The organism is Pseudomonas sp. MF09150 (assembly GCF_059862355.1).
The window spans coordinates 26,053-38,721 of the sequence record NZ_JCBCUS010000016.1 but is presented as its reverse complement, the minus strand read 5'-3'; the positions used below and the strand labels follow the sequence as shown (position 1 = coordinate 38,721).

Here is a 12,669-nt window from a genome sequence, read left to right as displayed (position 1 = left end):
TGGCTGGAATCACATCAGCAGCGCCTGTTTCAAAATACTGATGGCGGTCTTTTTCAGCAGGTCCTTTTTCGGATGAGGGATCGTCACCACCCCGGGTTTGCTCGGGTGCCTGAAGTGATGGTGGCTGCCTCGAATACGCACCAGGTACCCGCCATCCGCAACGATCTGGCCGATCAGATACCGACTGTTCACAGCACCTCCTTGTGGTGTGAGTGGTGGTTGCTATACCCACAAAATATTAATGATCAACACCATAACCACTGCGCCTTGCAGCGGGCAGTTCAAGGGTAGGCAACTTCCGGCGGGGACGGCTGCTGGCTGTATTGCCGAATCCTTCATGGCGGGCGCCATGGACAGGGGCGTGGGTCACGGCGGCTCAAGGCGCGAAGCGGCCGACCGGTTCAGGTGCAGCCGCTGGAGGAGGCGGGGAGTTGGGACAGATCAGCCTGGGCCGCGTTTTTCACTGCGCGGTGCTGGCTGACTCAAGACCGATGGCGGGCGCTGTTATCAGCTGGCCTCGCCATCCAGTACGTACCGGAGCACCGGCTTCAGCGCATCGAGGCTGGGGGCGGAGCGCGCCAGTTCTTCCGGGTTGCTCCAGGGGTAGTTGAGGTCCGACAACCAATCCATCACGGCCGGCAGGTCGCTGGCGGGCAGGGTTTCCATGTGTTCGATGGTGATGGTCAAGTGCTCGACGCGTTTCGATTGCCCGTGGAAGCGCCACTGATACAGGCCGCAGCCAACCCGCACCTGCCCGGTGCTCTTGTCGGACATGCCCACCAGCCAGGTGCAGTCGAAGGTGTCGGCATCGGCCTGGGGCGGGCGGCCCAGGCAGAAGGTGTAGACGTTCTCGAACGTCTGGCCGAAGCGACTGACCAGCACCTCGGCAATGCCCTCCAGGCCTTCGACATGGGGCGGGAATGAAATCGAACCTGTTTTCACCACCATGTCCAGTACGGCCTGGGGCATAAAGGCCGAGTTGAGCAGGTACGGACGATTGCCATCCTTTGCCAGCACGTAGTTTTGAATGGAAAGACGAGCTGTGTTCATTGCGTGTCCTGAGGTGGGGGGAAATCAGACGGCTAGCGTGGTCGCTCGGCCGTTTTGGCGAGCGCTATTACAACGCGTGGATGGCAGGACAGCAATCGATCCAGGCGCACAAAATGGTCGAAATCCGGCGGGTCGATCCAGACCCCCCAGTTCATCAGCCCTCCACGTGCAATCAGTTTTCTTGAAACGATGGGTTCAGGCCTTGGGGTTGCTGCTATGCGTCGCCAGTAAACGGCGCGCCAACGCCCTAGCCCGAGCGTTGTCACCACCGATGAAGCAATCACGGATATGAACATCCATGGGGGGAATTCAAATGCCCCGAGCCGTTTTAAGCGCGCAGTGCATGGCTTGCGACTGAGTGGCGAAAGACTCAGGTCGCGTTCGAACAGCAGTGGTGGTTGTGTTGCGTCACGTGGATGAACCCTGAGCAGGGCTGCGTGACGGTCTCGCTCTGTACCCGGCAGATTCAGGGGAGCTGCGAGTTAGAAGAGAAGTGGAGCGGGTGAAGGGAATCGAACCCTCGTTATCAGCTTGGGAAGCTGGAGTAATGCCATTATACGACACCCGCTCGGAACGGCTGACTTTGTACCAGATGTGGCAACGGATTTGAAGTTTTTCTTTGCAGAACGTGCATTTGCGTGAAATGCCAGCGAGCAGTCTATCGCGGGCAAGCCGGCTCCTGGGGCGGCGGTGAGCGGCTCAGGAGTGGGGGCTTGCCTGCGATGACGCTGTTTCAGATCGCCAGTGCATGGTGGTCCTGTACGTAGTGATAGCGCGCACGGCTTTCGTGCTGAGAAGGCTTGAGGAAGCCCATGAGTGCCTGGCGGCTGTCTCGGCAGGCAGCTTTATGCTCCATGTCGAGGAAGTGCCCGGTGGCCTGGATGGTGCTGAAGCTTGAGTGCTGCACGTGGTTGGCGAAGAGCTTGGCATCACTGGCCGCGGTGTACTCGTCCCACTCGCCGTTCATGAACAGCACCGGCACGTCGATGGCTTTTGCCGCCTTGAGGTAGCACAGGCGATCGCTGTTGAGCACGTGGCTGATATGAAAATGCATCTGCCCGTACTCGTGTTCGGCCAGGGTGCTGACGTGCCGGTAGTTGAAGCGCTTGAACAGTGATGGCAGGTGCTTGCCGATGGTGTCGTTGACCAGGTGCCCGACCCGATGACCGTCGCGGCTGCCGAGGTAATCGACACCGCGTTCGAGGTAGTCGCGCATCGGTTCGTTGATCACCGGCGAGAACGAACTGATCACGGCCTTTTCGATGCGCCGTGGGCGGTGCGCCAGGGCCACCAGGGTGGCGGCTCCACCCCAGGAAAAGGACATCACGTGCTCGGCGGCAAAGTGGTCGATCAGCTCCAGCAGGATCTGCCCTTCGGCTTCCTTGGTGAGCATTTTTTCATGGCGGTTGTGGGCCTTGGAGCGACCGGCATAGGGCTGGTCGTAGAGCACCACATTGAATTGCGGGTGCAGGTTTTTCACCGTCTGGGCAAACGACGCAGTAGTGGCCATCGAGCCGTTGACCAAAATGATGGTCTTTTCTGCGGCGTCTGCGCGATAGAACTCCGTGTAAACCCGATACTGACCCTGTATATCCAGCACAGCGATTTCTGGCCTCATGTCATAAGACTCCTGGCAAGCGGGTATGCGCGCAATAGAGCTTGCACGTGATTTGTGACAGGTAGGCATATGCCTGGGAATCTTGGGGGGCCCATGTCGATCCGGTAAGGCAGGTCGACGGGTGTTGTTATAGGCGGGCATCTGCCGGTGGGAAGGCGGAGCCTGAGGGCTCACTGCCGGCAAAAGGTTTCTTAGAAGTATGGTGGTGACTCATCGGTCACATTTTGGCCGACGGTCTGATTCAAGCAGGCCGAGGACGAACCCGCAAGTGCCGCCGGTAAATTGTTCGACACGTTCTGCCCAATGGTCATTCAGGCCCGGGAGCAGTGCTCAGACCTGGTTGATTTCGGCCTCGGTCAGCGCCCGGTACTGGCCGGGGGCAAGCGCGTCGTCCAGAACCAGCGGCCCCATGCGTTCGCGGTGCAGGCGCACGACTTTGTTGTTGAAGTGGCCGAACATGCGCTTGACCTGGTGATAGCGCCCTTCGACGATCGCCAGGCGTGCACGGCGCGGGCCGAGGATCAGCAATTCGGCGGGCTGGGTGGTGAGGTCTTCGAAGGCGAAATACAGGCCCTGGGCAAAGGTGCTGATGTACTCGGGGCCGAGTTCCTGTTCGGTCTCGACGTAATAGACCTTTGGCAGTTTGGTCTGCGGCTGGGTCAGGCGGCGGGACCAGCTGCCGTCGTTGGTGATCAGCAACAACCCCGTGGTGTTGTAGTCCAGGCGCCCGGCGATGTGCAGGTGTTCCTTGTACGGTTCATCCAGCAGATCGAGCACGGTACGGTGCTCCGGATCGCGGGTGGCACTGACGCAGCCCGCAGGTTTGTGCAGCATGAAATAGCGCGGTGGGGTCCCGGCCTGGAGCAACTCGTCATCCAGTTCCACGCGGCTGAACTCTCGCACCTGTGCATGGGGATCGCTGATCGTCAGCCCGTCGATCCTGATGCGTTTTTGCACCAGCAGCAGGCGTACCTGTTGGCGGTTGAAGCGCGGCAGGTTACTGAGGAATCGATCAAGGCGCATGGACAGGTGCAGGTCGGCAAGGGGCGGGCATTTTACTCGATAGGCCGGGCGGCTGCTTGCAACTGGGCTTCGACCTGGGCACAGCGCGGGCACAGGCAGGACAGATTGCGCAGCTCCGGCGGCAGGGCCTGGAGCACCGCCGGGTCGATGCTGACGCCGTAGCACCAGCAGGCCTTGGTCGCGCTGCGTGGGTCGGCCAGGCTGCAGTCGTTGCGTGCGCCGCAGGCCGGGCAGAGTTCTGGTTTATTCATGGTTGGGGTCAGGCATTTCCACGCAGGTTCGGTTGCGGCCAGTGTGTTTGGCCCGGTACATCGCCTGGTCGGCGCGCGACAGCAGGCCATGCAGTGTGTCGTCGGTGTGCAGGGTGGTCAGGCCGATGCTGACCGTCAGTTGCAACTCATGGTGTTCATAGGTGTAGCGCCGCTGTTCGATCAGCAGGCGGATCTTCTCGGCGATTTTCAGGGCGGTCTCGCTGTCGGTGTCCTTGAGCAACACGATGAACTCTTCACCGCCCCAGCGGCAGATGATATCGGATTGACGCAGGCAGCTCTCCAGATCCCGGGCAAAACCGCGCAGGACCTGATCGCCGGCCATGTGCCCGTAGTTGTCGTTGAGGTGCTTGAAGCGGTCCAGGTCCAGCAGTAGCGCGCTCAGCGGCTTGGGCTCGCGCTGGGCTTCCTGGATGGCCTGGGCCGCCAGCAGGTCGAAGCCGCGCCGGTTCGGCAGGCCGGTCAGGCTGTCGAGGGTGGCCTGGGTTTCGATCCGCCGCTGGTAGCGACCGACGACCCGGCTCAGCAGGGCTGCCACCACCAGGGTCACCAGCAGGCAGATCAGCAGGTTGAGGTACAGCGACTGGCGGATTTCGCTGAGGGCGCCGTCCTCGCGCTTGTCGACGAACAAGTACCAGTTCAGCTCGGGAATAAACCGCACATTGAGAAAGTGACCCTGGCCCTGGGCCAGGTATTCGTAGCTGCCACTGTGGGGTTTGGGCAGCTTGGCCTGCAGTTCTTTCATGCTTTCCAGGTCGTGCAGCGACTGCCCGGCCCGGGCCCCTTGAGGGCCGCCGTCGGCCCCGGTCAGGACAATGCGGCCAAAGGTGTCGACGAAATACACACTGCGCTGATAGCGCTGCTGGTACTTGTCGATGAGCTTGATCACCGCGTCGACGGTCAGGCCGACGCCGGCCGCGCCGATGAAGTTGTCCTGGTAGTCGTGGACCTTGTAATTGATGAAGAAGGTCAGACTGTCCTGATTGGCCAGGTCCGGGTCGACGTTGATCTCGTACGGGGTCGTCATATCACGCACGCGAAAGTACCAGGCGTCGCGGGGTTCGTCGGTCTTGATCTTCTTCAGCACGCCCTTGGCCTGGTAATAGGTCAGGGTGCTGTTGGACACGAAGAACGCGGTATAGGCGCCGTAGTGGGTCATGACCTCGTTGAGGTAGCGGGTCATCTGCCCCGGGTCATGTTCGCCGGCCACCACCCAGTCCCGCATGAAGGTGTCGCGGGCCATCATCGAGGAAATCAGGATTGGCCGTACCAGGTCTTTCTGAATCTCCGAGTACACGGTGTCGGATGTCAGCGGCAGCTCGGTATTGACGATGTTGTCGCGGATCGAGGTGCGCGAGGCGTAATAGCTCAAGAAGGATGTGGCGAGGAAACCGCACCCGAGCAAGACAATCAGCGTGATGATCAACGAGCGTTGTGAATACAGCGGCGAGCGGAGCGGCATGACGATTCCGTTAGCGATGACCGGTGCTCGCATTCTAGTGGCACTGCCCGGAAATAACTGCGTCATTTATTGGCGGGGCCCAGGCCCTTTTTGTGCAGCGCAAATCCACTTGTCGGAGACCTGGGGCCACTGGGCACCGGGTCGAATTTTTACGGTCTTAAACAGTGTCAGCCCTGCTGTTTCGACTGACGCCGCCCAGCGTCGCTGGTGTGGCTTCCCGCGGTCCAGGAGGCCGCCATGTTGCGTCGAATGCTGTTTGCCATTGTGCTCGGATCGAGCCTGTCTGCGTGCGTGCCGTACTACGCCGGGCCGGGCTATTACCGCACGGACGTGTACAGGGTGCCGGCGCCTTATTACTACGGTTACTCCCCGTATGACTACGGCGGCTATTACGGCCCACGTTATTACCACCCGTACTACGGGGGATACGGCCCGCACTATTACGGCGGATACCGCCGCGGGCACCATTAGGTCACAAGAATCGTCAGTGCGGTCATGGCCTGAATGGACGCCGGTCGCGATCAGACTGCTCCTTGAAAGTAGCGGCGTTGTGCTATCAGGCGCCGCTTTTTTTATGCTCCGCTGAAACGCCTGGGTGACTTGTATCAATGTATTGCATGTGTCGCACCAGATTCGGTTTTCGCGGTCAGATGCCTCGTCAGTCAGAACATTATTTGACTGCCGCCGGCCAGCGTCGCTGGCATGGCTCTTTCGCGGTCCAGGAGGCCGCCATGTATCGTCGACTTCTACTCACTGCGTTCCTGGGTTTGACTCTTTCTGCGTGCGTTCCCTATTACGACGGAGGTTCCAGCTACTACAGTTCCGAGGTCTACAGCACGCCGGCGCCGGCCTACTACTCCGGTGGTGGCTACTACTCGTCGGGCCGCAGCTATTCCGCGCCGCGTTACTACCAACCTGCGCCCAGGTACTACCAGGCGTCGCCGCGCTATTACCAGCCGGCCCCACGCTATTACCAGGCCCCGCCACGAGCGGCGTACCGGCCTTATCCGAACGGTGGCTGGGACGGCCATAACCGTCAGAGCTGGGGCGACGGAGGCGGCCATGGCGGGCGCGATAACCGCGGTGGGCGTGGCGATCATGACCGTGGAAACCATGATCGCGGCGACAACGGCCGAGGCGGCCACAACCGCTGAACCCACAATGAAAAAGCGGCGCATCGAGCGCCGCTTTTTTTTGCCTGCCGGTCGTGCCGGGGTTAGTAGTCCGACAGGTCCGCCAGCGGGTGCCGGCCCTCCCAGGCCTTGTGAAAATGCGCCTCGACCACGGCATCGGGCACCGTATTGATGTCCGGCCAATGCCAATGCGGCTTCTGGTCCTTGTCGATCAACCGTGCCCGTACCCCTTCGCTGAACTCCGGGTGCCGGCAGCAGTTCAGGCTCAGGGTGTACTCCATCTGAAACACCTGGGCCAGGGACAGATGGCGCGCCCGCCGGATCTGTTCCCAGACCAGGTGCGCAGTCAGCGGGCAGCCCTCGCTCAGGGTCTTGGCCGCGCGGCTGAACAGGCTGTCACTGTGCTCGCGCAGTTGGCTGATGGCGCGCCAGGCGCAGCGTACATCGCTGACATCCAGCCATTGGTCGATCTGCGGCCGGCGCGGCAGCCACTGGGCCTCGGGCAATTGGGCCACGGCTTCCTGTTGCAGGGCCTTGAGCAGGCTGTTGAGCTGCATGGGCGTCTGCTCCTGCCAGTTCAATTGCAGCAGGCCTTCGACCAGTTCTTCTTGCTGTTCGTCCAGCAGGAAGCGGTCGGCGAGGTCAAGATCGAGGGCATCCCGGGCGTTCATATGGGCACCCGTCAGGCCCAGAAACAGGCCGAGCTTGCCTGGCAGTCGCGAGAGGAACCAGCTGGCGCCCACGTCCGGGTACAGGCCGATGCTGATTTCCGGCATGGCCAGGCGGCTGCTCGGGGTGACAATGCGGATGCTTGCGCCCTGCAACAGGCCCATGCCGCCGCCCAGCACATAACCATGGCCCCAGCAGATCAGCGGCTTGGGGTAGGTGTGCAGGCGGTAGTCGAGGCGGTATTCCTCGGCAAAAAACTGCCCGGCCAGGGCTGGGACTTCGCCCGGGTGCGCCAGGCAGGCCTGGGCCAGGCTGCGCACTTCGCCGCCGGCGCAAAACGCCTTGGCGCCGTTGCCGCGCAGCAGCACACAGACGATTTGCGGGTCTTTGGCCCAGGCATCGAGGCGTTCGCCCAAGGCCTGGATCATCGGCAGGGACAGGGCATTCAGGGACTTTTCGGCATCCAGGCTGGCGATGCCAATGCGCGCGCCATCGGTGCCGGTCAGCTCTTCGAAGTGCAGATTCATCGTGACCTCGATCAGAAAATTGAAGGTTGAGTATGATCCCAGTCCTGAGAAAGTGCTGGTTCTGCGTCAGACCAATTGACAAGCCCGGACGGCTTTCCTAGGGTGCGCCCATTGTTTTTCTGCGGGTACCCCCATGACCTCCGACGACCGTATCAAACTCGAACCGAGCTGGAAGGAGGCGCTGCGTGCCGAATTCGAACAGCCGTACATGGCCCAGCTGCGCGAGTTCCTGCGCCAGGAACACGCCGCCGGCAAGGAAATCTATCCGCCGGGCCCGATGATTTTCAACGCGCTCAATTCCACCCCGCTGGACAAGGTCAAGGTGGTGATCCTCGGCCAGGACCCGTACCACGGCCCGGGCCAGGCCCACGGCCTGTGTTTCTCGGTGCAACCGGGGATTCCCGCGCCGCCGTCGCTGGTGAACATCTATAAAGAGCTCAAGCGCGACCTGAACATCGACATTCCCAACCACGGCTACCTGCAAAGCTGGGCCGAGCAGGGCGTGCTGATGCTCAACACCACCATGACCGTGGAGCGCGCCAACGCCAACGCCCATGCGGGCAAGGGCTGGCAGTTCTTTACCGATCGGATCATCGAAGTGGTCAGCGAGCACCAGCCGCACCTGGTGTTCCTGCTGTGGGGCGCCCATGCCCAGGGCAAGCAGAAACTGATCGACGCCACCAAGCACCTGGTGCTGACCTCGGTGCACCCATCACCGCTGTCGGCCTATCGCGGGTTTATCGGTTGCGGGCACTTCAGCCGTACCAACAAATACCTCGAGCAAAATGGCGAGACCCCCATCGAGTGGCGCCTGCCGCCCTTGTAAGCCTGGGTTGCCGGTCAGTCGAGGTCCGGGTCTTTGTTCCAGTGCCGGAACAAAGGCTCTGCCAGAAACAGCACAAACAGCAAGCGCATCACCTGCATCGCCGTCACCAAGGGCACCGACAGTTGCAGGGTCTCGGCCGTCAGGCTCATTTCCGCGATACCACCGGGCATCATGCCCAATGTCAGCGAGCGCAGGTCCAGGTGGGTCAGGGCGCTCAGGCCCAATGCCGCAAGGCTGGCGATGAGCATGGTCAGTGCCGTGCCCAGCAGGGTGCGGCCCAGGAACGAGGGCGCGCGCCGAAAGAACTGGCGATTGAAGTGACAGCCCAGGCCGCTGCCGATCAGCCATTGGCCCATCTGGCTGGCGCCGTCGGGCAGACCGATGTGCAGGTTCCAGCTGATACTCACGGTGGCCGCCACCAGCAGCGGGCCGAACAGCCAGGGGTTGGGCTGGCGCAGGCGCTGCCAGATCCAGGCGAGCAGGGCGCCCGCCGGAAACAGTAACGCCAGCCATGGCCAATCGACCGTCGCCGGATGCGCCTGCGGCACACCCTCGCCGAGCAGGTACTTGAAGGCCGCCGGCACACACAGCACCACCGCCAGCACCCGCAGGCTTTGCCCGGCCGCGACGCGACTGAGCACCGCGCCATTGCGCGCCCCCAGGTTGACCATCTCCCCGGAGCCGCCCGGCATGCTGGAGAAGAACGCCGTGGCCCGGTCTTCCCCGGTACGCCGCATCAACCACACACCCACCACTGCCGACAGGCTGGTGACCAGCGCGCCGAAGAAGATCAGGCCGAAGTGGCTCATCACCTGCTCCATCACCACCGGGGTGAAGTGCAGGCCGATGCCGATGCCCACCACCCATTGCCCGCATTTGCGGCCGCCGGGGATTTCCGCCAGTTGCCAGGGCGTCAGGCAGCGCACCAGGATGATCGCCAGCAACGAGCCGACCATCCACGGCAGTGGCCAGCCGATCTGGCTGGCGAGGTAACCCCCCACCAGCCCGACCAGTGGGGTTCCCCACCACTGTTTGAAGCTGACCTCAGACATCGGCCACGGCACGGCGCTGCACGGAACGCTTGCGCCAGATGCGCAGGATCGGCATCAGCAGCATCACGGCCGTGAGAATCCACACGCCCAGGGTGATCGGGCTCGACCAGAGGATTTCCAGCGCACCGTTGGAAATCGACAGCGCCCGGCGCAGGTTCTGCTCCATCAGGCCGCCGAGGATAAAGCCCAGCAGTACCGGCGACAGCGGGAAGTCCAGCTTGCGCAGGATGTAGCCGAAGATACCGATGCCCACCATCAGGAACAGGTCGAAGGTGGTGGCGTGCACCGCGTAGACGCCGATCCCGGTGATGATCGCGATCACCGGCACCAGTGCCCAGTTCGGCACGGCAAGGATGCGGGTGAAGATGCGGATCATCGGGATATTGAGGATCACCAGCATGATGTTGGCGATAAACAGCGAGGCGATCAGGCCCCAGACGATATCCGGTTGTTGCTGGAACAGCAGCGGGCCGGGGGTGATGTTGTACAGCGACAGCGCGCCAATCATCACCGCGGTGGTGCCCGAGCCCGGCACGCCGAGGGTCAGCATCGGCACCAGGGCGCCGCAGGCCGAAGCGCCGATGGCGGTTTCCGGCGCCGCCAGGCCGCGCATGTCGCCTTGGCCGAAGGTGCCTTTAGAGCCGGCGATGCGTTTTTCGGTCATGTAGGCCACGGCACTGGCCAGGGTCGCGCCGGCACCCGGCAGCACGCCCATGATGAAACCCAGCAGGCCGCAGCGGATGTTGACCACGAACACCGCCGAGGCCTCCTTGACGTTGAACATCATGCGCCCGGTGGCCTTGACCGCTTCCTGGCCACGGTGGGTTTTCTCCAGCAGCAACAGGATCTCGCTGATGGAGAACAGGCCCAGCACCAGCACCACGAACTGAATGCCATCGGTGAGGTGGATGTTGTCGCCGGTGAAGCGGTAAACGCCGCTGTTGGCATCGATGCCGACACTGGACAGGAACAGGCCGATCAGCGCGGCAATAAAGGTTTTCAGCGGCCGATCACCGGCCATGCCGCCCAGGCAGACAATGGCGAACACCATCAGCACGAAATATTCCGCCGGGCCGAAGGCAATCGCCCATTTCGCCAGCAGGGGGGCAAACAGCACCATGCCGCAGGTGGCGATAAAGGCGCCGATGAACGAACTCCAGGCCGACAGTGACAACGCCACGCCCGCCAGGCCCTTGCGGGCCATGGGGTAGCCGTCGAGTGTGGTCATCACGGTGGAGGCTTCACCCGGGATGTTGAGCAGGATCGAGCTGATCCGGCCGCCGTACTCGCAGCCCAGGTACACCGCTGCCAGCAGAATCAGCGCCGACTCCGGTGGCAGGCCGAGGGCGAACGCAATCGGGATCAGCAGCGCCACACCGTTGATCGGGCCCAGGCCCGGCAGCAGGCCGACCACGGTGCCGATCAGGGTGCCGCACAGGGCTGTCACCAGGTTGTACGGGCTCAGCGCGACGCCGAAGCCCTGGCCCAAATAGCTGAAAGTATCCATATCAGTTCTCCAGAACTTCAAGCAGGCCGAGGGGCAGCGGTACATCCATGGCTTTGTCGAACAACAGATACAGGCCCACGGCCATCAAGCTGACGATGACCACGCTGGGCCACCAGCGGCCGCCATACAGACGTGCCATCGGGATGCCCACCAGCATGCTGCTGAGGATGAAACCCAGGGGTTCGAAGGTGCCGGCAAACACGATCAACAGCGTCACGCAGACGCCGATCTTGATCAGGGTTTCGCGGTCCAGCGCCGGTTCCTCTTCGGTGTGCTTGGTCGGCTGCGGGCGAAACAACATGTAAATCAGGCCCAGGCTCATCAACCCCAGCATCAGCAGGGGAAAGGCCCGGGGCCCGACCGGTTCGTAGGAAAAAGCCGCCTGGTACGGCCAGGCCATCAGTGCCAGGCCGGCACAGGCCAGCAGCAACACCGAGGCAAAAATGCGTTGTAAGAGCATGGGAAACTCCTGGGCCCGGCCCTCGATGCGCGAGGGCCGGGCGGCTAGACCGGGACGATCACTGGATCAGGCCGAACTCTTTGGCCAGGGTCTTGTAGTCGGCGACCTGTTTCTTGACGTAGGTGTCGAGCTCCGGGCCCGTCAGGGCGAACGGGAACAGCTCGCGCTGGTCACGCAGCTTGGCGAACTCTTCGGACGCCAGCAGCTTGTCGAAGGCGTCTTTCCACCAGGCGTAGTCTTCGTCGCTGACTTTTGGCCCCAGGTAGAAGCCGCGCACTACCGGCCAGACGATGTCGTAGCCCTGCTCCTTGGCGGTCGGGATGTCTTTCATTTCCGGCTCGTCCAGGCGCTGATCGGAGAACACCGCCAGCAGCCGCATGTCGCCGGCGAGAATGTGCGGCATGGAGTCGGAGATGTCGGTACTGCCGACCTGGATATGCCCGCCGAGCAGGGCGGTGGCGATTTCACCGCCGCCTTCCAGGGCCACGTAGCGCAAGTCGCGCGGGTTGATCCCGGCGGCCTTGGCGATCAGCGCGGTCTGCATCCAGTCCTGGCTGCCGACGGTGCCGCCGGAGCCGATCACCACTTTGCTCGGGTCTTTTTTCAGGGCCTGGACCAGGTCGTCGAGGTTCTTGTAGGGCGAATCGCTTTTGACCGCGATCGCACCGTAGCTGGTGCCGACGGCCGCCAGCCAGCGCACCGCGCTTTCATCGAAACGCCCGAACTTGCCCTGGGCCAGGTTCAGCAGCGAGCCGCTGGACCAGGCCACCAGGGTCCCGGCATCGGCCGGGCGCTGGGCCACCACCGCGTTGTAGGCCACTGCGCCGACGCCGCCGGGCATGTAGGTCACGCGCATCGGCTTGGACAGCAGTTTTTCGTTGACCAGCGCGCTTTGCGCCAGCTTGCAGGTCAGGTCGAAGCCGCCGCCGGGGGAGGCCGGGGCGATGCATTCCGGGCGCTTGGGTTCGGCACCGGCGGCCAGCAGTTGGCCGGCGAACAGCATACAGCCGGCGGCGAGGGCGAGTTTACGCAGTGATAAGTCCATGATCGTCTCCACAGGAGTTGTTGTAGGT

14 protein-coding genes and 1 tRNA gene are annotated in these 12,669 nt (G+C 62.6%); 3 read left to right on the top strand and 12 right to left on the bottom strand.

The genetic code is table 11. The annotated features are described in order from the left end of the window. Positions 1-9 precede the first annotated feature (9 nt). The 7 genes from AC19YX_RS33135 to AC19YX_RS33105 form a co-directional block, all read right to left on the bottom strand. On the bottom strand, positions 10-192 hold the full coding sequence (locus AC19YX_RS33135) for a type II toxin-antitoxin system HicA family toxin (RefSeq protein ID WP_078473166.1): 183 nt from the start codon (positions 190-192) through the stop codon (positions 10-12). A 315-nt stretch (positions 193-507) separates the two neighbouring features. Further along, complete coding sequence (locus AC19YX_RS33130; RefSeq protein ID WP_500607914.1) at positions 508-1,050, bottom strand: hypothetical protein; 543 nt, start codon at positions 1,048-1,050, stop codon at positions 508-510. Between the two features lie 494 nt (positions 1,051-1,544). Further along, positions 1,545-1,618 (bottom strand) — tRNA-Gly (locus AC19YX_RS33125). 165 nt (positions 1,619-1,783) lie between these two features. Beyond that, complete coding sequence (locus AC19YX_RS33120; protein WP_078473168.1) at positions 1,784-2,668, bottom strand: alpha/beta fold hydrolase; 885 nt, start codon at positions 2,666-2,668, stop codon at positions 1,784-1,786. Between the two features lie 330 nt (positions 2,669-2,998). After that, on the bottom strand, positions 2,999-3,691 hold the full coding sequence (locus tag AC19YX_RS33115) for a pseudouridine synthase (protein ID WP_500607913.1): 693 nt from the start codon (positions 3,689-3,691) through the stop codon (positions 2,999-3,001). 32 nt (positions 3,692-3,723) lie between these two features. Continuing rightward, entirely contained in the window at positions 3,724-3,942 is a 219-nt protein-coding gene (locus AC19YX_RS33110; protein ID WP_020300453.1) for a cysteine-rich CWC family protein, read from the bottom strand. After that, entirely contained in the window at positions 3,935-5,422 is a 1,488-nt protein-coding gene (locus AC19YX_RS33105) for a sensor domain-containing diguanylate cyclase (protein ID WP_078473252.1), read from the bottom strand. The genes AC19YX_RS33110 and AC19YX_RS33105 overlap by 8 nt, the downstream gene beginning before the upstream one ends. A 237-nt stretch (positions 5,423-5,659) precedes the next feature. Between AC19YX_RS33105 and AC19YX_RS33100 the strand changes: the two genes are divergently transcribed. Together AC19YX_RS33100 and AC19YX_RS33095 are read left to right on the top strand one after the other, a co-directional pair. Next, positions 5,660-5,893, top strand: a complete 234-nt coding sequence (locus AC19YX_RS33100; RefSeq protein WP_078473170.1) for a hypothetical protein — start codon at positions 5,660-5,662, stop codon at positions 5,891-5,893. Positions 5,894-6,153: 260 nt separating this feature from the next. After that, positions 6,154-6,576, top strand: coding sequence for a hypothetical protein (locus AC19YX_RS33095; RefSeq protein WP_421547858.1), 423 nt, complete (start codon positions 6,154-6,156; stop codon positions 6,574-6,576). 62 nt (positions 6,577-6,638) lie between these two features. On the opposite strand, the gene dspII is transcribed toward AC19YX_RS33095, so the two are convergent. Further along, the gene (gene dspII, locus AC19YX_RS33090) at positions 6,639-7,751 is read right to left on the bottom strand and encodes an enoyl-CoA hydratase/isomerase DspII (RefSeq protein ID WP_020300457.1); all 1,113 of its coding nucleotides are present in this window, start codon (positions 7,749-7,751) and stop codon (positions 6,639-6,641) included. A 133-nt stretch (positions 7,752-7,884) separates the two neighbouring features. Here dspII and ung point away from each other — a divergent pair, with 133 nt between their 5' ends. Continuing rightward, positions 7,885-8,577, top strand: a complete 693-nt coding sequence (gene ung, locus AC19YX_RS33085) for a uracil-DNA glycosylase (RefSeq protein WP_020300458.1) — start codon at positions 7,885-7,887, stop codon at positions 8,575-8,577. Between the two features lie 14 nt (positions 8,578-8,591). Here ung and AC19YX_RS33080 read toward each other — a convergent pair whose 3' ends face one another. From AC19YX_RS33080 to AC19YX_RS33065, 4 genes are read right to left on the bottom strand one after another with little or no spacing between them, the layout of a single operon-like run. After that, positions 8,592-9,629 (bottom strand): AbrB family transcriptional regulator, encoded by a 1,038-nt coding sequence (locus tag AC19YX_RS33080; RefSeq protein WP_201129868.1) that lies wholly within the window; start codon positions 9,627-9,629, stop codon positions 8,592-8,594. Beyond that, a complete protein-coding gene (locus AC19YX_RS33075) occupies positions 9,622-11,136 on the bottom strand; it encodes a tripartite tricarboxylate transporter permease (protein ID WP_201129870.1) in 1,515 nt (504 codons plus the stop codon). Before AC19YX_RS33075 ends, AC19YX_RS33080 begins: the two co-directional genes overlap by 8 nt. A 1-nt stretch (position 11,137) precedes the next feature. Further along, the gene (locus tag AC19YX_RS33070; protein ID WP_078473176.1) at positions 11,138-11,596 is read right to left on the bottom strand and encodes a tripartite tricarboxylate transporter TctB family protein; all 459 of its coding nucleotides are present in this window, start codon (positions 11,594-11,596) and stop codon (positions 11,138-11,140) included. 58 nt (positions 11,597-11,654) lie between these two features. Next, entirely contained in the window at positions 11,655-12,641 is a 987-nt protein-coding gene (locus AC19YX_RS33065; RefSeq protein WP_201129872.1) for a Bug family tripartite tricarboxylate transporter substrate binding protein, read from the bottom strand. Positions 12,642-12,669: the final 28 nt, after the last annotated feature.